19 protein-coding genes are annotated in these 19,532 nt (G+C 70.6%); 8 read left to right on the top strand and 11 right to left on the bottom strand.

Translation table 11 applies throughout. The annotated features are described in order from the left end of the window. The first annotated feature begins 1 nt into the window (after position 1). From AU196_RS22800 to AU196_RS22815, 4 genes are all read left to right on the top strand, one after another. Positions 2 to 898, top strand: a complete 897-nt coding sequence (locus tag AU196_RS22800; protein ID WP_197415875.1) for a DUF4436 domain-containing protein — start codon at positions 2 to 4, stop codon at positions 896 to 898. A 47-nt stretch (positions 899 to 945) separates the two neighbouring features. Then, positions 946 to 2,085, top strand: a complete 1,140-nt coding sequence (locus AU196_RS22805; protein WP_059097398.1) for an acyl-CoA dehydrogenase family protein — start codon at positions 946 to 948, stop codon at positions 2,083 to 2,085. Between the two features lie 150 nt (positions 2,086 to 2,235). Next, positions 2,236 to 3,450, top strand: a complete 1,215-nt coding sequence (locus tag AU196_RS22810) for an acyl-CoA dehydrogenase family protein (protein WP_197415880.1) — start codon at positions 2,236 to 2,238, stop codon at positions 3,448 to 3,450. Then, a complete protein-coding gene (locus AU196_RS22815; RefSeq protein WP_059097343.1) occupies positions 3,450 to 4,250 on the top strand; it encodes a tyrosine-protein phosphatase in 801 nt (266 codons plus the stop codon). Before AU196_RS22810 ends, AU196_RS22815 begins: the two co-directional genes overlap by 1 nt. A 22-nt stretch (positions 4,251 to 4,272) precedes the next feature. Here the strand turns inward: AU196_RS22815 and AU196_RS22820 are convergent, their stop codons facing one another. From AU196_RS22820 to AU196_RS22860, 9 genes are all read right to left on the bottom strand, one after another. Further along, complete coding sequence (locus AU196_RS22820) at positions 4,273 to 4,758, bottom strand: DUF456 domain-containing protein (RefSeq protein WP_059097344.1); 486 nt, start codon at positions 4,756 to 4,758, stop codon at positions 4,273 to 4,275. After that, positions 4,755 to 5,462, bottom strand: a complete 708-nt coding sequence (locus tag AU196_RS22825; protein WP_059097345.1) for a methyltransferase domain-containing protein — start codon at positions 5,460 to 5,462, stop codon at positions 4,755 to 4,757. Before AU196_RS22825 ends, AU196_RS22820 begins: the two co-directional genes overlap by 4 nt. A 22-nt stretch (positions 5,463 to 5,484) precedes the next feature. After that, entirely contained in the window at positions 5,485 to 6,186 is a 702-nt protein-coding gene (locus tag AU196_RS22830; protein WP_059097346.1) for a haloacid dehalogenase type II, read from the bottom strand. A gap of 28 nt (positions 6,187 to 6,214) precedes the next feature. Then, positions 6,215 to 7,180 carry an NADPH:quinone oxidoreductase family protein gene (locus tag AU196_RS22835; protein WP_059097347.1) on the bottom strand — a complete coding sequence of 322 codons (966 nt, stop codon included), beginning with the start codon at positions 7,178 to 7,180 and terminating at the stop codon, positions 6,215 to 6,217. 6 nt (positions 7,181 to 7,186) lie between these two features. Next, entirely contained in the window at positions 7,187 to 8,053 is an 867-nt protein-coding gene (locus AU196_RS22840) for an SDR family oxidoreductase (RefSeq protein WP_059097348.1), read from the bottom strand. 31 nt (positions 8,054 to 8,084) lie between these two features. After that, positions 8,085 to 9,485 (bottom strand): aldehyde dehydrogenase family protein, encoded by a 1,401-nt coding sequence (locus AU196_RS22845; protein WP_059097349.1) that lies wholly within the window; start codon positions 9,483 to 9,485, stop codon positions 8,085 to 8,087. 60 nt (positions 9,486 to 9,545) lie between these two features. Beyond that, entirely contained in the window at positions 9,546 to 10,337 is a 792-nt protein-coding gene (locus tag AU196_RS22850; RefSeq protein ID WP_059097350.1) for an SAM-dependent methyltransferase, read from the bottom strand. Beyond that, positions 10,334 to 11,272 carry an SAM-dependent methyltransferase gene (locus tag AU196_RS22855; protein WP_059097351.1) on the bottom strand — a complete coding sequence of 313 codons (939 nt, stop codon included), beginning with the start codon at positions 11,270 to 11,272 and terminating at the stop codon, positions 10,334 to 10,336. The genes AU196_RS22850 and AU196_RS22855 overlap by 4 nt, the downstream gene beginning before the upstream one ends. A 109-nt stretch (positions 11,273 to 11,381) precedes the next feature. Then, complete coding sequence (locus AU196_RS22860; RefSeq protein WP_059097352.1) at positions 11,382 to 12,017, bottom strand: TetR/AcrR family transcriptional regulator; 636 nt, start codon at positions 12,015 to 12,017, stop codon at positions 11,382 to 11,384. Positions 12,018 to 12,182: 165 nt separating this feature from the next. Between AU196_RS22860 and AU196_RS22865 the strand changes: the two genes are divergently transcribed. Together AU196_RS22865 and AU196_RS22870 are read left to right on the top strand one after the other, a co-directional pair. Next, positions 12,183 to 12,749, top strand: a complete 567-nt coding sequence (locus tag AU196_RS22865) for a TetR/AcrR family transcriptional regulator (RefSeq protein WP_059097353.1) — start codon at positions 12,183 to 12,185, stop codon at positions 12,747 to 12,749. A 31-nt stretch (positions 12,750 to 12,780) separates the two neighbouring features. Next, entirely contained in the window at positions 12,781 to 14,934 is a 2,154-nt protein-coding gene (locus tag AU196_RS22870) for an FUSC family protein (protein WP_059097354.1), read from the top strand. Between the two features lie 2 nt (positions 14,935 to 14,936). Here AU196_RS22870 and AU196_RS22875 read toward each other — a convergent pair whose 3' ends face one another. Beyond that, entirely contained in the window at positions 14,937 to 15,911 is a 975-nt protein-coding gene (locus AU196_RS22875; RefSeq protein ID WP_059097355.1) for a pirin family protein, read from the bottom strand. 45 nt (positions 15,912 to 15,956) lie between these two features. Continuing rightward, entirely contained in the window at positions 15,957 to 17,732 is a 1,776-nt protein-coding gene (locus AU196_RS22880) for a phosphoenolpyruvate--protein phosphotransferase (protein WP_059097356.1), read from the bottom strand. 42 nt (positions 17,733 to 17,774) lie between these two features. On the opposite strand from AU196_RS22880, the gene AU196_RS22885 reads away from it, so the two are divergent. Both AU196_RS22885 and AU196_RS22890 read left to right on the top strand, forming a co-directional pair. Further along, positions 17,775 to 18,542, top strand: coding sequence for a DeoR/GlpR family DNA-binding transcription regulator (locus AU196_RS22885; RefSeq protein ID WP_059097357.1), 768 nt, complete (start codon positions 17,775 to 17,777; stop codon positions 18,540 to 18,542). After that, on the top strand, positions 18,539 to 19,516 hold the full coding sequence (locus tag AU196_RS22890) for a 1-phosphofructokinase family hexose kinase (protein WP_059097358.1): 978 nt from the start codon (positions 18,539 to 18,541) through the stop codon (positions 19,514 to 19,516). Before AU196_RS22885 ends, AU196_RS22890 begins: the two co-directional genes overlap by 4 nt. The last annotated feature ends 16 nt before the right edge of the window (positions 19,517 to 19,532 follow it).

The raw sequence follows: 19,532 nt of genomic DNA on the forward strand, positions 1-19,532 counted from the left end.
CGTGCCAACCGATGAACCGTCGAACGATCACCACAGGATGCGCGTACGGCTGGCGAGCCTCGGCACGATACTGATCATCCTGATCGTCTACGCGGCGTCGCTGCTCGGCTACCGCTACCTCTCGGGATCGACCGAGACGCTCGGACCGCCCGATCTCGGCGAAAGCAGCGACACCGTCGTCCAGGTGACCCTGGAGGCGTTGCACACCGTCGAGAAGAAACTCGACGTCAACGTGGTGGTGTTCCCGGCCGACGACCACATGAACACCGACCTCAACGTCGCCGACACCGACATCGCGGTGCGGCTGTTCATGAACGAGGTCAACCTGCGCATCGAGGATCTGCGGACCCCGAAGGGTGAGCTTCCCGCCGAGACCCAGGCGACGATCGAGGTCACCGGCGATCCGGACGCGTGGCCGTTCGACGAGTACACGGTCGGCGCGCTCGGGGCCGATGTGCTGGTCGGCACCGGTGACGACCGGCGGTTCGAACCGGCCCGCCTCGAGGTGACCGGCGGCCTGGACGGCTGGGACATCACCAGCGAGCGCAGCGGTCCGGCCACCCAGTCGTCCACCGACGGCGACTATCAGACGATCACGTTGACCCGGGGCCGCGGCGCGCTCGCCTTCGACCTGGGGTTGTGCCTGGTGCTGATCACGCTGCCCGCCCTGGCGCTGTTCGTGTCGATCGAGATGCTGCGCGGACGAAGGAAGTTCATGCCGCCCTTCGGGACCTGGTACGCCGCGGTCCTGTTCGCGATCGTGCCGATCCGCAACTTCATGCCCGGCGCCCCGCCACCCGGCGCGTGGATCGACCAGATCCTCGTGCTGTGGGTTCTGCTGTCGCTGACCGCGGCGATGGTGCTGTACTTCGTCGCCTGGCATCGGCGCTCGGACTGACCGACCGTAAGGTGACAACCGTCCAGCACAACACCGGAGGCCATCCGATGCCCGTCGAGCGGCTGCTCCCCACCGGCGACGCCGAAGACCTGATCGCGCTGACCCGTGATATCGCCGCTCATGTGCTCGACCCGATCGTCGACGCCCACGAGAAGTCCGAGACCTATCCGGACGGGGTCTTCGCGCAACTCGGCGCCGCGGGCCTGTTGAGCCTGCCCCAGCCCGAGGAGTGGGGCGGCGGCGGACAGCCCTACGAGGTGTACCTGCAGGTGCTCGAGGAGATCGCCGCGCGGTGGGCGGCCGTCGCCGTGGCGGTCAGCGTGCACAGCCTGTCGTCGCACCCGCTGCTGGCGTTCGGCACCGACGAGCAGAAGCAGCGCTGGCTGCCTGGGATGCTCAGCGGTTCGCAGATCGGGGCGTACAGCCTGTCCGAGCCGCAGGCCGGCTCCGATGCGGCGGCATTGCGTTGTGCGGCAAGGCCTTCCGAGGGTGGTTATGTGATCACCGGCGAGAAGTCGTGGATCACCCACGGCGGGAAGGCCGACTTCTACACGCTGTTCGCGCGGACCGGCGAGGGGTCGCGCGGGATCAGCTGTTTCCTGATTCCGGGTGATCAGCAGGGGCTGTCCTTCGGCAAGCCGGAGGAGAAGATGGGGCTGCACGCCGTCCCGACGACCACCGCACACTACGACCAGGCCCGCGTCGACGCCGCGCGTCGTATCGGCGCGGAGGGTCAGGGACTGCAGATCGCGTTCTCCGCGCTGGACTCCGGTCGGCTCGGCATCGCGGCGGTCGCCGTCGGCCTGGCGCAGGCCGCACTCGACGAGGCGACGGCGTATGCCAACGAGCGGACGACGTTCGGCCGCAAGATCATCGACCACCAGGGCCTGGGCTTCCTGCTCGCCGACATGGCCGCCGCCGTGGTGAGCGCGCGGGCCACCTATCTGGACGCGGCACGGCGGCGTGACCTCGGCCTGCCGTACTCGACGCAGGCCAGCGTCGCGAAGCTGGTGGCGACCGACGCCGCGATGAAGGTGACCACCGATGCTGTGCAGGTGCTCGGCGGCGTCGGCTACACCCGGGACTTCCGCGTCGAGCGCTATATGCGCGAAGCGAAGATCACCCAGATCTTCGAGGGCACCAATCAGATTCAACGCCTGGTGATCTCGCGGTCGCTCAGCGACTGAGGACGCCCGCCGAACGTGAGCTTGTGCTCGACTTTCCGGCGGTTTGTCGCACACGACTTCACGTTCGCGTAGCGGCCGAACGCCTCGTGCACGAGGCCCGACGAACGGTGCCCGCATGCATCGTCATATCGTGACGGCATGGACTTCGCGATGTCGGCCAAGGCGCAGGATTACCACGAGCGGCTCACCGATTTCATGACCGAGTACGTCTTCCCCGCCGAGGCGGACTACCACCGCTACCGCGAGGAGGCCGGACCGAAGGACCACACCGTCCCGCCGGTCGTCGAGGACCTCAAGAAGCTGGCCAAGGAACGCGGGCTGTGGAACCTGTTCCTGCCGTCGGTCTCGGGGCTGTCGAACCTCGAGTACGCCGAGCTCGCCGAACTGTCGGGGTGGAGCATGGAGATCGCCCCGGAGGTGATCAACTGCGCCGCCCCCGATACCGGCAACATGGAGACCCTGCACCTGTTCGGCAACGAGCAGCAGAACAAGCAGTGGCTGGAGCCGCTGCTGAACGGTGAGATCCGCAGCGCCTTCGCGATGACCGAACCGGCCGTCGCCTCCTCCGACGCCCGCAACATCGAGACGACGATGCTGCGCGACGGCTCGGATTACGTGATCAACGGCCGCAAGTGGTGGATCACCGGCGCCGCCGATCCGCGCTGCAAGATTCTGATCGTGATGGGCCGCACCAACCGCGACGCCGCATCGCATCAGCAGCAGTCGATGATCCTGGTGCCCGCCGACACGCCCGGCGTCGACATCCAGCGGTCGCTTCCGGTGTTCGGCTGGCAGGACCAGCACGGGCACTGCGAGATCGTGTTCGACAACGTGCGCGTGCCCGTCGAGAACCTGCTCCACGAGGAGGGCAGCGGGTTCGCGATCGCCCAGGCCCGGCTCGGGCCCGGCCGCATCCACCACTGCATGCGGGCGCTCGGTGCGGCCGAGCGGGCGCTGGCGCTGATGATCGACCGGGTGCAGAAGCGTGTCGCGTTCGGCAAGCCGCTGGCCGAGCAGGGCGTGGTGCGTGAGGCTATTGCGAAGTCCCGCAATGAGATCGACCAAGCGCGGCTGCTGTGCCACAAGGCGGCGTGGACCATCGACCAGCAGGGCAACAAGGCCGCCCACGTGCTGGTGAGCCAGATCAAGGCCGTTGCGCCGCAGGTGGCGTGCGACGTCATCGACCGTGCGATCCAGGTGCACGGCGGCGCCGGGGTGTCCGACGACTTCCCGCTGGCGCGCCTGTACGCCTGGCACCGGGCGATGCGGCTGTTCGACGGTCCGGACGAGGTGCACATGCGCACGATCGCCCGCGCGGAACTGGGCCGCGAGAAGTCACCGTTCGCCGCAGCGGTGTGCCGCTAGTGGCCTCGGCCGGCGACGAACTCTCGGGGGCGTGGAACTTCCGCGACGTCTCCGAGCGGACGGGCGTCGCCCCCGGCGTGTTCTTCCGCGCCAGCGAGTTGTCGAAACTCGACGACGACGGCCGCTCCGCGCTGACCGGCTACGGCGTCACCGACGTCGCCGATCTGCGCACGCTGCGCGAACTGGAGCGGCACGGCCCCGGCCTGGTGCCCGCCGGGGTCGACATACACCATCTGCCGTTCATCGAGACCGTCGCCTCGGACGGGGAGGCCCCGCACGAGCACGCCTTCCAACGGATGATGACCGACAAACCCGACGGCGAGTCGGTCGCTGCCGCCGCCGCGCGCTACATGACCGAGGAGTACGGCCGCATCGCCGGCGCACCGCTGGCCCAGCGCGCCGTGCGGCAGGTGGTGGCGCTGCTGGGCTCGGGGCGCCGGGTGCTGGCGCACTGCTTCGCGGGCAAGGACCGCACGGGGTTCACCGTCGCGGTGGTCCTCGAGGCAGCCGGCGTGGACCGCGACGCGGTGCTGGCCGACTACCTGCGCAGCAACGACGCCGTCCCGCGGCTGCGGGAGAGCATCCTGGCCACCATGCGGGAGCGCGCCGCCGACAACCCGGAGATCATGGAGCTGGCGGAAGCCCGGTTGACGGAATCCGTTCTGGGCGTGCGGGAGGAGTATCTCGACGCGGCGCGCCGCACCATCGTCGAGTCCTACGGCTCGCTTCACGGATATCTGTCGGCGGCGGGCGTGACGGACGAGGAGCTCGCGCGGCTGCGGTCGACGCTCCGCGGGTGATCGTGTCGCGCCAGGGCGGTCCCTACGACGTGAGGTAGACCCCCACCACCCATGCCACCGTCGCGAGCAGCGCCCCGAGCAGCTCGACGCCCATCGACAGCGCGACACCCTTGACCGCGTGCACCGTCGACGCCCACGCCACCCGTTGGTCGCGGCGCACGCCGAGTTCGGCCACGTACACCCCGCCGACGAAGCCGATCACCAGTCCCAGCACAGGGATCACGAAGAACCCGATCACCCCCAGCACACCGCCGGCCACCAGGCTCATCGTGCGGACGTCGGCGGCGCGCATCCGCCGCATCGGCCACAGGTACTTGATCAGCAGCGCCGCGCCGAGGATCGCGGTGACCACGCCGAGCGTCACCCACGCGATCAGGTTCTGCTCGACGACGGCCCACACCGCGATGGCGCCGAACACCAGCAGGGTGCCGGGCAGGATCGGCAGCACGATGCCGACCATGCCGACCGCGATCGCCAGTGCGACGAGGAGGATGCCACCGGCGCTCACCGGCGTTGCCCCCGGACCCACTGCACGGTGCCCATCATCTTCGTGCGCACCCCGACCACACCGAACTTCTCGAGCGTGTCGCCCAGTTCGTCCTCGTCGAACACCCGGGCACCGGCGTTGGGCAGCAGGTTGATCAGACGGGCCAACTGTCCCGCGGTCGGCACCATGACCGCCATCCGCCGGCCGGGCCGCAGCACCCGCACCATCTCGGCGAGCGCGACCGCCGGGTCGGGGATCAGCTGCAGCATCGCCACCGAGACGACCGCGTCGACGGATTCGTCCCGGAGCGGCAAGCGCTGCGCATCGGCCCGCATGAACCCGACATTCGGGCCCGCCTCCGCACGCACCGCGCGGGCGAGCATCGGCTCGGAGATGTCGACGCCCAGCGCCAGCCCGCCCGGCCCAACCGCGCGGCCCAGCGCCGCGGTGACGTTGCCCGGACCGCTGCCGACGTCGAGGGCCACTCCCCCGACCGGCACGCTCAGCCACTCGATCGGCAGCTGCCACGCCGCCGACACCCGTCGGAGCAGGGTCTGGGAACCGTCGTAGACCAGCGACCCGAGCCGCGACGACCACACCGCCTGGATGGTCCCGGTGTTGCGGTCGCCGCCGTCGGTCAGCAGGTCGAGATACCCCTTGCCGACGTCTGGGCGTTCGGGCGGGTCGACGAGCAGCCGTTGGGCCCTGGTCAGCGCGGTGTCCACGGTCCCACGGTACGCCGCCCGGTCAGGCTCCGAGCTGCTCGGCCAGATCGAGAAAATCTCTTGCCAGCAGGTCGAATTCGCCCTCCGCCGGCATCCGGCGCTGCCGGTCCGGGCCGTATTCGAGCGGGCGGAACACGAATCCGGTCCGCAGCCCGGCCTCGCGTGCGGCCCGCAGGTCCGACGAATGCGCGGCGACGAGCATCAACTCGTGCGGGGCGATGCCGAGCAGGTCGGCGCAGCCGCGATAGGCCTCGGCGTCCGGCTTGTAGTGCCGGAACAGCTCGGCCGAGATCACGGCGTCCCACGGCAGCCCGGCCCGCTTCGCCATGTTGGTCAGCAGCGATACGTTGCCGTTGGAGAGCGTGGCGATCACGAACCGCCGCTTGAGCCGCGTCAGCCCCTCGACAGCGTCCGGCCACGGGTCGAGCCGGTGCCACGCCCGGTTGAGCTCGTCGACGGACTCGTCGCTGACCGAAATGCCCTCGGCGCCAAGGAGATCGACGAGCGTCATCCGGTGCAGGTCGTCGAGCTTCGTCCAGGGCAACTCGCCGCGGCGCACCCGGTCCATCGACGGGACGTACCCCGCCCGCCAGCCGTCGGCGAACGCCGGCCAGTCGGCGGACACCGCGTGCGCACGCCCGAACGCCTCGAGTTCCCGGATGACGCTGGACCGCCAGTCGACGACGGTGCCGAAGACGTCGAACGCCAACGCACGCACCGTCATCGTCGTCGGTCCTTCGCGCGAAGCGTCATCACGGTTCGAGGACCAGCTTGCCCTTGATCTCGCGGTCCGCCAGCGCCTGCAGCGCCGCCGGCCCGTCCGACAGCGCGTAACGTACCGGCGGCGGCGGGCGCAGTCCCGCGTCGACCAGCCTGCCCAGCTCGGCGCCGACGGCGGCCTGCGCGCTCGGCTTGCGCCGGACGAACTCGCCCCACCCGACCCCGACGACGCTCACGTTGCGCAGCAGCAGCCGGTTCACCTTGACGGTGGGAATCCCGCCGCCCGCGGCGAATCCGATGACCAGCAGCCGTCCCTCCGGCGCCAGCACCCGCACCGCGTCGTCGAAGGCGGGCCCACCGATCGGGTCGACCACGATGTCGACCCCCTGACCGCCGGTGGCGTCCATGACCGCCTGCTTCCACCCGTCGGCCAGCGGCAACACCACATCCGCCCCGACACCACGGAGGAAGTCCTCGGCACCGGACCGGTGCACCATCGCGATCACCGTGGCGCCCTGCGCCTTCGCGAGCTGGATGGCCGCCGTCCCGATGCCCCCGGCCGACCCGAGCACCAGCACCGTCTCGCCCGGCGTCAGCCCGCCGCGGCGGGCCAGGGCGAACTGCATCGTGTAGTAGTTCCCGAGCAGCGCCGCCGCCGACGCGTCGTCGACGCCGTCGGGCGTGGGGATCACGCTGTCGGGCAGCGCCGCCACACGTTGGGCGAACCCACCCATCATCGTGAACGCCGAAACCCGTTGTCCCGGTTGCAGTCCGGACGACTCAGGCGCAGACCGGACCGTCCCGGCGACCTCCATACCGGGGATGAACGGCGGGTCCAGCTTGAGCTGGTACTCACCGCGCAGCAGCAACAGATCCGGGAAGCAGACCCCGGCCGCGCCGACGTCGATGATCACCGCCTCGCCCGGGACGGGATCATCGACGTCGGTGTAGACCAGCCCGGCGGGTCCGGAGAGTTCCTGCGCCAGAAGCGCTTTCATGCCCGCTCAGCCGAGCTTGAAGCTGGCCTGCTGCGCAGCCGACAGATCGGTGATCTCGCCCCACTTGGCGGCGACGTCGTCGAGGGTCGGCACCCCTTCGGTGAACGTGACACCCTCGTTCTGGAACAGCGCGGTCCGCTGCACCTTGCCGCCGCCGACGATGAAGACCGAATCGGTGTCGGTCAGTTCCTCGGTCATGAGGTGGGCGACGATCGGCGCCACGTACTCCGGCGTCAGCTTCTCGAAGACCTCGGGCGGCAGGATGTCCTGCGTCATCCGGGTCGCCGCGATCGGCGCGACCGCGTTGGTCTTGATGTTGTACTTCGCGCCCTCCTGGGCGAGCGTGTTGATCAGGCCGACGAGGCCGAGTTTCGCGGCGCCGTAGTTGGCCTGACCGAAGTTGCCGAACAGCCCGCTGGTCGAGGTGGCGACGACGACGCGACCGAAGCTCTGTTCACGGAAGTGCGGCCACGCCGCGCGGATCACGTTATACCCGCCGTACAGGTGCACCTTGAGCACGGCGTCCCAGTTCTCGTACGTCATCTTGTGGAACGTGCCGTCGCGCAGGATGCCCGCGTTGCTGACCACACCGTCGACCTTGCCGAACTCGTCGATCGCGGTCTTGATGATGTTCTCGGCGCCCTCGGGTTCGGCGACGGAGTCGTAGTTGGCCGCGGCGCGTCCGCCCGCGGCCTTGATCTCGTCGACGACCTGATCGGCCATCGCCGAGCCCGCACCGGTGCCGTCGCGCGCACCGCCCAGGTCGTTGACGACGACGGCGGCGCCCTCGCGGGCCAGCGTCAGCGCGTACTCCCGGCCCAGCCCTCCGCCGGCTCCGGTGACGACGATGACGCGATCCTGCACTCCTGGCATTGCTTTCCTTTCGGGTTCAGCTGTGATGTCGCTAGAAGAGACGACGGGCGAGCTTCCATGCCTTCTCTGTATACGGCGGGTAGATGAAGGCACCCACGTCGGGTCGGGTGGGTTTGGTCATGACGGACTTCTTGTGACTGAACGTCTCGAAGCCGAAGCGACCGTGGTAGGCGCCCATCCCGGACGGCCCGACACCGCCGAACGGCAGCTTGTGCGTGGCGAAGTGGAACAGCAGGTGGTTGACCACCATGCCCCCTGACGACACGTCCTTGACCACCCGCTCGCGGATCGCCTTGGTCTTGGTGAACAGGTACGCGGCCAGCGGCTTCGGGCGCGCGTTGACGAAAGCGATTGCGTCGTCGAGGGTTTGGACCGTCACGATCGGCAGGATCGGTCCGAAGATCTCGTCGGTCATCAGCGGCTCGGCGGGATCGGGATCCACGACGACGGTCGGCTGGATGCTGATCCTCGACGCGTCCGAGCCACCGCCGATCACCACGTCACCCTTGGTCGCGGCCAGCGCGGTGGTGAGCCGGTCGAAGTGCCGCTCGTTGACGATGCGTTTGCCGTCGGGGTTCTCGGACTCGAAGGTCTCGACCGCCGCCTTGATCTTGTCGACCAGCTGGTCGCGGATCGGCGCCTCGGCCAGCACGTAATCGGGGGCGATGCAGATCTGCCCCGAGTTGATCAGCTTCGTCCAGGCGATGCGTTTGGCGGCCACGTCGAGGTCGGCGTCGGCGCTCACGATCACCGGGCTCTTGCCGCCCAGTTCCAGCGTGACGGGGGTCAGGTGCGGGGCGGCCCCCTCGTAGACCTTGCGGCCGATCTCGGTGCCGCCGGTGTAGAGCAGGTAGTCGAAACCCTGCGCGATGAGTTCCTGGCTGACCGAACCGTCGCCCTCGATCACCGTGATCGCCTCGGTGTCGAGGTAGCGCGGCACCAACTCGGCCATCAACGCCGAACAGGCAGGCGCCACCTCGGAGGGTTTGAGCACGACGGTGTTGCCCGCGGCGATCGCCCCGACGGCGGGTCCGAGCGTCAGCGCGAACGGGAAGTTCCACGCGCCGATGATCAGCACGGTGCCGAAGGGTTCGTACTCGACCCACCCGAGGCCGGGCAGCTGTGACAGCTCCAGCATTCGGTAGCGGCGCCGGGTCCACGTGCGCAGGTTCTTGGCGGCGTCCTTGGCCTCGCCGGCGACGCTGGCGATGTCGGCAAGCCATGCCTCGAAGGGTTTGCGGCCGAGGTCCTTTTCGAGCGCGGCGGCGATGGCCGTCTCGTTGTCGACCATGAGCCGCTCCAACGCGCGCAGCTGGCGTCGGCGCCATTCGAGGTCGCGGGTGCGGCCGGTCGCGAAGGTCCGGCGGAGACGGTCGACGGCCGCGGGGATATCGGTGGTGGCCCGGGTGGCCTGGGCGGAATCAGTGGTCATGGCTGGTCCTTCCTGACCGAGATGACCCGATCCTAACCAACCGGTTGGGGGCTCTGAGAGCTACGCCACTTTCTCGGCGGTCACCAGCACCGCGTGCGCGGTGTAGGACTGTGCGTCGTCGTCGGGACGTCCCGAGAGTTCCGGCAGGTGCCGCGCCTCGACGACGTCGGTCCACCAACCCCGCGACGTCAGCCAGCCCGGCGCATCCGATCGGCCCGGGCACATCCCGAGCACGTCGTCGAATGCGATCCGGCTGCCTGCCGCGCTGAGCCCGTCGATCTCTGAGATCACCGCGTCCTGCGTGGCGTCCGGCAGCGGGAGCAGGCCCTCGGCCAGCCAGATCGTCGGTTCGTTGTGGTTGAAGCCCGACTCCCAGAGCCGGGTCGGCCACGGCACGTCGAATTCGACGCCCACCGGGTGCCAGTCCGCGGCGGGCCGGGCGCCGTGTGCGGTCAGCGCGTTCTCCTTGTACCGCAGCACCGTCGGCTGGTCGATCTCGTAGACCGTCATGCCGTCCGGCCAGGCCAGCCGGAACGCCCGGGTGTCCAGCCCGGCCGCCAGCACCACGCACTGACGGATGCCCGATCCGGCGGCCTCGGCGAGGACCGCGTCGAAGAAGCGGCTGCGCGTCGCGTGGTAGTCGGCGATCTGGTGGTGGGCGGCGGCCAGCGCGGGCACCCGGTCGATGAGCTCCGCGGACCGCTGCAGCACCTCGACGACCTTGGGCCGGTCGAGCAGCACGGCGGCCAGGGGGTCGTCACACCCGGTGACGCTCGCGACGGCCGCGGTGGTGAGCACCTCGGGGCCGACGCGCGTCGCCAGGTTCGACACGCCGGTGGCGTGCCGTCTCACGACAGCCTCTCGGCGGTGACGAAGTTCGAGAACGCCTCGTCGTCGGTCAGGTCGGCGGGCAGGGCCCACCGGTCCAGCCGGCGCATCTCCTGTTGCGAGCTGACCGCGGTGGCCGTCCAGCCGTGCGCGTCGAGCCAGTCCGCGACGTCGGCGCGGTCGGGGTCCTCGTAGATGAGCTGCTGGATGTCGAGGGTGGCGGTCATCTCGAACTTCTCGGCGATGCGCTCGAACCTCTCCCTCATCTCCTGGCGCCGGTCGTCGGCCTGCACCCCCGCCGTCTCGGCGGCGATGCGGCTGCCCGGCGCCGACAGGTCGGTGATCTGCTCGAACAGCCGGTCCTGGGCGTCGGCGGGCAGGTACATCAGCAGTCCCTCGGCCAGCCAGGCGGTCGGCTGGGCGGGGTCGAACCCCGCACCGCGCAGTGCGGCGGGCCAGTCGTAGCGCAGGTCCATCGCCACCTCGCGACGGGTGGCGACGGGCTCGACGCCGTGTTCGGCGAGGGTGGCGGCCTTGTACTCGAGCACCTTGGGCTGGTCGATCTCGTACACCGTGGTGCCCGACGGCCAGTCGAGGCGGTAGGCACGCGAGTCCAGACCGGAGGCGAGGATGACGATCTGCCGGATGCCCGCCGCGCCGGCCGCGGTGAAGAAGGCGTCGAAGAAGTGCGTGCGCACGGCCTGGTAGCTGTTCATGTGCTCGAAGATCGCGGCGGCCTCGGTGTCGGCCTGGGCGACCTTCGCGACGAAGTCCGCGTCGAGGACCGACTCCCAGATGCCGGTGCCCGCCCCACTGACCAGCAATCTCGCGTACGGATCCCGGATGAGCGCCTCATCGCGTTCGGTCTCGGCGGCGCGCGAGGCGGCCACCATCACCGCGGTGGACCCGACGCTCGTCGCGATGTCCCACGTGTCGTCGTCGGTGCGCAAAGAGCTCATCGGGGTCCTTTCGCCGCGCACAGGGCGGCGCTCGGTGACAGACGGATTGGACTCCGATGTTACCGAAATAGCTTAGGCAAGCTATTTGATTGTGTCTGATCTCACCCGGTCAGACGCTGAGCTGCCACAACTTGTTGGCCATGAGCAACTCGAACTTCTCGACGATGACGGCGAGTTCGTGTTGACCGCCCACGTACCCGGCGTAGAAACCCATCCCCCACATCACCGCGACCAGCATCTCGACGAGCGACGGGATGTCGGTGTCGGTCTGGAGTTCACCGCGTTCGATGGCGTCGTTGACGGCCCAGGACACGAACGACCGTGACATCCGCAGCGCGTCGTGTTCGTCGCTGCGCAGATCGGGATGCCGCTGCGATTCGAGCACCGAGGTGACGAGAAACGCGGCGGCCGAACGGTCTTCGGACTCGGCGTGCATGGCGGCCGAGAAGAACGCCGACAGTCGGCCCAGCAGCGTGCTCTCACCGTGGGCACGTTCCATGCCCGCGCTAATAACCCACGCATTGGTCTGTTCGACGACCTCGCGATAGAGGACGCGTTTGCTCGCGAAGTAATGGTTGATCGCGGGACGGGTCAGATCGGCGCGTATCGCAATTGCCTGGAAAGTCGCAGCGTCGTAACCGAGTTCGCTGAAGACCTCTCTCGCAGCACGCAGAATGCGCTCACGTGTCTCTGCGGCCTTCGCTGCGGGCGGTCGTCCCGGCCCTCGGCTGGCAGTATGCGGCACAGTCAAATTGTGCCATAGGTAACGTCGGGGACCTGCACGTGGTGTCGGCCCCGCACCCGCGGGTGCATTTCCAGCAAATTGCGGCGGCGAACCGGCGAATCGTCACGGCGAGCCATATGGCGCCGTCGGCCAAAAAATCAGCCTCAACCACTACTGTGTCGGACCATGGGGGCCGTGGTCACTCGGGAGGGGTACTTCGAGACCGGACTCGCCGTACTCGCCGACCAGGGCTACGGCGGGCTGAAACTCGCCGAGGTCTGTAACCGTCTCGGGGTGACGACGGGGTCGTTCTACCACTACTTCGCGAACTGGTCGGCCTACACCCGCGAGCTCGTGGAGTACTGGCGCCAGCAGCGCACGGTGCGGATCATCGAGGCGGTCCGCGCGGTGAGCGATCCCCACCGCCGCATCGAGACGCTGATCGAGGAGGCTCTGGCACTCCCGCACGGCGCCGAGGCCGCGATCCGGTTGTGGAGCTCGATCGATCGCGACGTCCACGCCGTTCAGGCCGGGGTCGACCGGCAGCGGTACGACATCATGCGCGAGTCCTCGCTCGAGGTCATCGGCGACGAGAGGCAGGCGGAGGTCTTCGCGGCGTGGTGTGTCTACATCCTCGTCGGATACGAGCAGGCCACCATCCCCGCGGACGAGGATGCGCTGCGGTGGATCGCCGCCGAGATCCTGCACACGCTGGACTCCGGCCGCTTCAGCACGGTGTCCGACGACCGCTGAGCGTCGCCCCGGCGGTCTACCATCAGCGGTCATGCTGACCCCGGCCGTCCTGTGGCGCCGGGCGGCCGAGCGGATCGAGCGCCGCGACCCCGAACACGACGCGCTGCGCCGCGCGGCGCGGGCGGGCATCGTGCTGCCGGTGGCCGCGGCGGCGAGCTTCGCACTGGCCGGCGGTACCCAGGCGCCGATGTTCACGATCTTCGGGTCGGTGGCGCTGCTGATCCTGGCCGACTTCCCCGGGAACCGGCCCGCGCGGGCGCTGGCGTACGCCGGGCTCGGGTTCAACGGCGCGGTGCTCATCACCCTGGGCACCCTCACCGCGCCCCACCCCTGGCTCGGCGTCGCGCTGATGTTCGTGCTCGGCGTCGCGGTGACGTTCTCCGGTGTGCTCAGCGAGGTCATCGCCGCCGGGCAGCGCGCCACGCTGATGACCTTCGTCCTTCCCGCGTGCACCGCGCCCGGCCCGATCGACGAGCGGCTCACCGGATGGCTCATCGCCCTGGCCGTGTGTGTGCCCGCCGCGCTGTTCCTGTTCCCGCCCCGCCATCACGACGACCTGCGGCGCCACGCGGCGACGGTGTGCCGGTCACTGGCGGACTGCCTGGAGGGCGACGCATCGACGCGAGAGGTGCACCGGGCGATGAACGCGCTGTGGGAGAACTTCGTCAACGCCGACTTCCGCCCCGTCGCGCTGACGGCGGGCAGCCGTGCGCTGGTCCGGGTGGTCGACGACCTCGGCTGGCTGTCCGACCGCGTCACCGACGACACCGCGGCGCTGCTCGGTGACATGAAGCCGCCGATCGTGCGCGTGCTGCGTGATTCCGCGGCCGTCCTGCGGACCCACGACCGGCAGGAGCGCGCGGCGCGCAACGCCGACCTGGACGCCGCACTGGACGAACTGCGGTCGATCGCACACGGCCGCTACCGCGAGGACATCGAACAGATCCTCGCGGTGCCCGACGACGCCACCGCCGCCGCGGTCTCCCGCACGCTGCTGGGGCGTCGCACGTTCTCCGCGACGGTCGGTGTCACCGGCCGGATCATCCGCAACGCCGCGCTGGCCGACGCCCGGCCGGTCTGGGCGCGGGTGCTGGGACGGCGGCTTCCGCGCACCGGCGCGGCGGACTGGGTGATGCCCGAGACCACCGCGGTCGCGGCCATCACGAAGGGTTTCGTCGCGACCCGGGCGGTCGTCCTGCGCAACAGCCTGCGCACCGGCCTCGGGTTGGCCCTGGCCGTCACGGTCACCCAGGTGTTCCCCGTCGAGCACGGCTTCTGGGTGGTGCTCGGCGCGATGTCGGTGCTCCGGAGCAGCGCGCTGACCACCGGGACACGGGTGCTGCGCGCGGTGGCGGGCACCGCGATCGGCTTCCTGCTCGGGGTGGCGCTCATCGAGGTCGTCGGCGTCGAACCGACGGTGATGTGGCTGCTGCTGCCGGTGGTGGCGTTCGGGTCGGCCTACGTCCCCGAGATCGCCTCGTTCATCGCGGGCCAGGCGGCGTTCACGATGATGGTGCTCATCATCTTCAATGTCATCCAGCCGACGGGGTGGTCCGTCGGGCTGATCCGGGTGGAGGACGTGGTGCTCGGCGCCCTGGTGGGCGCGACGGTCTCACTGCTCATGTGGCCGCGCGGCGCGTCGGCGACGGTCGCGGCCGCGGTGCGCGACGCCTGCGAGGTGGGTGCGGCGTTGTTGCGGGCGGCGGTGCTGCGCGTCACCCGCGGTTCGTCGGAGCAGGCCGCGGACCGCGTGACCGCGCTCAGCCACGCCGCCCTGGAGGCCTCCCGGACTCTCGATGACGCGGTACGCCAATATCTTTCGGAGAACGGCGGGAAGACCGACGTGCGGGCGCCCGTGGTGCGGGCCGCGAACCGGGCGGTGCGGTTGCGTGCCGCCGCCGAACTGATCGCCGACGTGGTCCCGCCGCCGCTGGGCGTGTACGCGCAGACCCGCAGGGTGCTCGAAGCCCATGCCGAGCTGGTCTGCCTGCGGCTGGTCGGGCCTGCACCCGACACCGACCGCAGGCCGCCGATCAGCGACGACTTCGCCCTGGCGCTGCGCCCCGAGGCCGGTGACGACGACCTGGCCGTCTCCGCGGCGCTGCCGCTGGTCACCGTGGCGGCGAACCTGGGCGAACTCGAGCTGCTCTATCCCCGTGCCGAACCGCTGACCGTCGCGCGCTGACGTCAGCGGCCGGCCGTGTGCGGCATCAGCGCGTCCGGCGGGATGGAGCCGAACCTGCCGGCCTGGTAGTCCTCGACCGCCTGGATCAGCTCGGACTTCGAGTTCATCACAAACGGGCCGTAGTGGAAGACCGGCTCCCGGATCGGCCTGCCGCCGAGGATCAGCACCTCGAGGGCGGGGCGGTGGGAGTCCTGGGCGGGGGCGGCCGCGACGCTCAGCCGGTCACCGGGGCCGAACACCGCGAGCTGACCCTGCTGGATCGGATGGCCGACCGGTCCGACCGTACCGCGTCCGGACAGCACGTACATCAGCGCGTTGAAGTCCCGGTTCCACGGAATGTTGAGCCGCGCACCGGGTTCCACGGTCGCGTGCGCCATCGTGATCGGCGTGTGCGTCGCACCGGGCCCCTGCCTTCCGTCGATCTCGCCGGCGATGATCCGGACCAGTGCGCCGCCGTCCTCGGACGCCACCAGACCGACCTGGGCGCCCTCGATGGCCTGATACCGCGGCGCGGCGAACTTGTCGCGGCGCGGCAGGTTCACCCACAGCTGGATGCCGTGGAACAGCCCGCCGCTCTCGACGAGTTCGGCCGGCGGGGTCTCGATGTGCAGGATGCCGGAACCGGCCGTCATCCACTGGGTGGCGCCGTCGGTGATCAACCCGCCCCCGCCATGGGAGTCCTGGTGCGCGAAGCGGCCGTCGATCATGTAGGTGACGGTCTCGAAGCCGCGGTGCGGGTGCCAGTCGGTGCCGCGGGGTTCACCCGGCTCGTATTCCACCTCGCCCATCTGGTCCATGTGGATGAAGGGGTCGAGGTCGGCGGCGCTGACACCGGCGAACGCGCGGACGACGGGGAAACCCTCGCCCTCGTAGCCGCGGGGACCGGTGGTGATCGAGCGGACGGGGCGCTCGGTGTCGGCGGGAGCAGGTGACGTCAGGCGGGGCAGAGTCAGGGTGTCGGCGGTGATGGCAGGCATGTCGCGTACAACCGGACCGCGGTCCGAATCATTCCTCGGCAGCGATCAGGACAGCGCGCCGAGCGCGGCGGCGCGCGCCTCGGCGGCGGTCGCGGTGGTCAGCACGGCCTCGGCCGCGTCGCGACACTGCTGCAGGGTGACCCGGGCGAGTCTGGCTCCCACGCCGGGCACCGCCGCGGCCGCCGCGGACAGCGACGTCACCCCGAGACCGGCCAGGACACAGGCGAGCGTCGGGTCGGCCGCGGCTTCACCGCACACGCCGACGGGCTTGCCCGCCGCGGCGCCCGCCCGAACGGCCATCGCGACGAGCGCGAGCACGGCCGGCTGCCACGGGTCGGTGAGCGCGGCCAGGTCGGCGGACATCCGGTCGGCGGCCATCGTGTACTGGGCGAGGTCGTTCGTGCCGATCGACAGGAAGTCGACGTGTTCGAGGATGCGGTCGGCCAGCAGGGCGGCGGCGGGCACCTCGATCATCACCCCGGGCGTCAGCCCGTGGCGGCGGACGGCCGCGGCGAAGTCCCGCGCCTCCTCGGCGGTCGCGATCATCGGCGCCATCACCCAAGGCTTGTTGCCGGTCCGCTCCGCCGCGGCCGCGATGCCTGCGAGCTGGCGCTCGAGGAGGCCCGGGTTGCCGTGCGCGATGCGGATGCCCCGGACGCCGAGCGCCGGGTTCGCCTCGTCGTGGTGTCCGGCGAATCTGAGCGGTTTGTCCGACCCGGCGTCGAGCGTGCGGACCACGACCTTGTGCCCGGCGAACGCGTCGAGCACCTCACCGTAGATCGCGGCCTGCTCGTCGACGGTCGGCTCGGTGTCGCGGTTGAGGAAACACAGTTCGGTGCGGAACAGGCCCACGCCCTCGGCCGGGGTCTCGCGGGCCGACCGCGCCGCGGCGCCGTCCTGCACATTGGCCAGGATCGCGACCGGATGCCCGTCGGCGGTCGCCCCTGGCCCGGTCCAGTGCGCGGCGCGCTCGGCCTCGCGACGGGCCGTGGCGACCGCTTCGGCTGCGGCCACCTCGTCGGGGCCGACGGTCACCGTGCCGGCCGTGCCGTCGACCAGCACGAGCGACCCGGCGGGCACCGCATCGAGGCCGTCGACGGCGACCACGCACGGGATGCCGAGCTGACGGGCGATGATGGCGGTGTGGCTGGTCGGGCCACCCAGCGTGGTCGCCAGCGCGACGACGAGCGTCGGGTCGAGACCCGCGGTGTCGGCGGGCGCGAGATCCTCGGCGCACAGGATCGACGCGACCTTCGGCAGCGGGACACCGGGTTCGGGCAGCCCGCTGAGCTCGGCCACGACGCGGTCGCGGATGTCCTGCAGGTCGGTGACCCGCTCCGCCATCAGCCCACCCATCTTCGTGAACAGGTCGACGAACTGCGCGACGGCCTCGCGGACCGCGCGGACGGCCGGGGTGCCGGCGGCGATGCGTTTCTCCGCGGCGCCCAACCACGCCCGGTCCTGTGCGAGCGTCGCGGTGGCGGCGAGCACCTCGGAGGCCGCGCCGGTCGCGTGCGCGGCGCGGTCCCGCAGACGGGTGGCGACGGCGGTGGCCGCGGCGCTGAACCGGGCGGCCTCGGCCGGTCGGTCGGACTCCGCGAGGTCGGTGGCGGTGTCGTCGACGACGGGCAGCCGACCGGGGCGGATCACCGGGGCGTACTGGACCCCGGGCACCACCGGGACGCCGCGCAGCACGGTGCCGGCCGGCGCGCCGACCGTGTCCGCGGACCCGTGTGACGTGGGCGCTGATGAAGCGGTCATGTGAACCAGGTTACTCAAAACCATTGACAAGTCAACACGAACGGGGGTAAAACAAAACATAACCAACTGCATTGGGGTTGTTTCCCACACATACGGAGCATCATGTACGCCGAAGAACGGCAGCAGGCCATCGCCTCTCTGGTGATGCAGAGAGGGCGCGCCTCGGTGGCGGAGCTGGCCGAGGCCTACGACGTCACCACCGAGACCGTCCGGCGTGATCTGGCGGCCCTCGACCGCGCCGGGCTGCTGCGCCGGGTCCACGGCGGTGCGGTGCCCGCACGGGCGTTGCACCTCGTCGAGGCCGACGTCGCGGAGCGGGACGCGACGCGGGCCGGCTACAAGGACGCCATCGCCGCGGCGGCCCTCGACTGCCTGCCCGTCGGCGGCGCCAGCGTGCTGCTCGATGCCGGCACGACGACCGCGCGGATCGCCGCCCAGCTGCCCGCCGAACGTGAGCTCGTCGTCGTCACGAACTCCGTGCCGATCGCCGCCCGGCTGGCCGGCATGCCGATGGTGGAGCTGCAACTCCTCGGCGGCCGGGTGCGCGGGCTGACCCAGGCCGCCGTCGGCGAGCAGACCCTGCGGGTTCTCGACAGCATGCGCGTCGACGTCGCGTTCATCGGCACCAACGGCATCAGCCTGCGCCACGGCCTCTCGACCCCCGACAGCGAGGAGGCCGCCGTCAAACGCGCGATGGTGCAGGCCGCCAATTACGTGGTGGTGGCGGCCGATTCGTCGAAGGTCGGCCGCGAGGAGTTCGTCAGCTTCGCGTCGCTCAGCAGCGTCGACACCCTGGTCACCGACGGGGAGATCAGCGACAACTACCGCAGGCAGTTCACCGAGCGCGGCGTCGAGGTGGTGATCGCGTGATCGTCACCGTCACCCCCAACCCCAGCGTCGACCGCACGGTCGCGCTGCCCACGCCGCTGACCCGCGGCGCGGTGCAGCGGGTCACGTCGGTCACCAGCGAGCCGGGCGGCAAGGGCGTGAACGTCGCCCGCGCGCTGACCCTCGCGGGCGTGGAGGCCGTCGCCCTGCTGCCCGCCGCCGACGGCGACCCGATCGTCACCGCACTGCGCGCGACCGGTGTGCAGTTCCGCTGCGTGCCGATCGCCGAACCGGTCCGCACCAACCTGGCCATCACCGAACCCGACGGCACCACGACGAAACTCAACGAGCGCGGCGCGACGCTCGACGCGGCCGCGCGCGACGCGTTGACCCGAAGCCTCGTCGCGGCCGCCGAGCGCGCCGCCTGGGTGGTGCTGTCGGGCTCGCTGCCGCCCGGCCTGCCCGACGACTGGTACGCCGAGGTGGTCGCGCGGCTGGCCCCCCTGCCCTGCCGGGTCGCCGTCGACACCTCCGAAGGCCCGCTCGCCGCGCTGGCCGCAGGGTTCGGCGCTGCGGCGCCCGATGTCGTCAAACCGAATGCCGAGGAGCTGGCCGGCCTCGTGGGCGCATCCGCCGAGGTGTTGGAAAGCGCTGCCGCGCAGGGTGATCCGGGGCCGGTCGCGGCCGCCGCCCGCCAACTCGTCGACCGCGGGGTCGGTACCGTGCTCGCCACGCTGGGCGCGGCGGGCGCCGTCCTCGTCGACCGGACCGGCGCGTGGACGGCGACACCCCCGCCTATCGTCCCGCGCAGCACCGTCGGAGCCGGCGACTCGTCCTTGGCCGGCTACGTCCGCGCGGCCGTGGGCGGTGCCGAGGCCCCCCACCGCTTGCGCATGGCCGTCGCCTACGGCAGCGCCGCCGCGGCTCTGCCCGGCTCCGCACTCCCCGCACCTGCCCAGCTCGATCTCGACGGCGTTTCCGTCAGCGCCATCGCCCCGACCCCCGCCAGCTCCTGACACCCGACCGAAAGAG

The sequence above is a fragment of the Mycobacterium sp. IS-1742 genome, from assembly GCF_001500125.1.
Lineage (GTDB): Bacteria > Actinomycetota > Actinomycetes > Mycobacteriales > Mycobacteriaceae > Mycobacterium.

What these genes read in the sequence shown, in the direction of transcription:
- AU196_RS22805 (WP_059097398.1), top strand. Translation starts at nt 946, where the DNA reads ATGCCCGTCGAGCGGCTGCTCCCCACCGGCGACGCCGAAGACCTGATC.
- AU196_RS22810 (WP_197415880.1), top strand. Translation starts at nt 2,236, where the DNA reads ATGTCGGCCAAGGCGCAGGATTACCACGAGCGGCTCACCGATTTCATG.
- AU196_RS22830 (WP_059097346.1), bottom strand. Translation starts at nt 6,186, where the DNA reads ATGACGGTGCGTGCGTTGGCGTTCGACGTCTTCGGCACCGTCGTCGAC.
- AU196_RS22835 (WP_059097347.1), bottom strand. Translation starts at nt 7,180, where the DNA reads ATGAAAGCGCTTCTGGCGCAGGAACTCTCCGGACCCGCCGGGCTGGTC.
- AU196_RS22840 (WP_059097348.1), bottom strand. Translation starts at nt 8,053, where the DNA reads ATGCCAGGAGTGCAGGATCGCGTCATCGTCGTCACCGGAGCCGGCGGA.
- AU196_RS22845 (WP_059097349.1), bottom strand. Translation starts at nt 9,485, where the DNA reads ATGACCACTGATTCCGCCCAGGCCACCCGGGCCACCACCGATATCCCC.
- AU196_RS22855 (WP_059097351.1), bottom strand. Translation starts at nt 11,272, where the DNA reads ATGAGCTCTTTGCGCACCGACGACGACACGTGGGACATCGCGACGAGC.
- AU196_RS22865 (WP_059097353.1), top strand. Translation starts at nt 12,183, where the DNA reads ATGGGGGCCGTGGTCACTCGGGAGGGGTACTTCGAGACCGGACTCGCC.
- AU196_RS22870 (WP_059097354.1), top strand. Translation starts at nt 12,781, where the DNA reads ATGCTGACCCCGGCCGTCCTGTGGCGCCGGGCGGCCGAGCGGATCGAG.
- AU196_RS22875 (WP_059097355.1), bottom strand. Translation starts at nt 15,911, where the DNA reads ATGCCTGCCATCACCGCCGACACCCTGACTCTGCCCCGCCTGACGTCA.
- AU196_RS22880 (WP_059097356.1), bottom strand. Translation starts at nt 17,732, where the DNA reads ATGTTTTGTTTTACCCCCGTTCGTGTTGACTTGTCAATGGTTTTGAGT.
- AU196_RS22885 (WP_059097357.1), top strand. Translation starts at nt 17,775, where the DNA reads ATGTACGCCGAAGAACGGCAGCAGGCCATCGCCTCTCTGGTGATGCAG.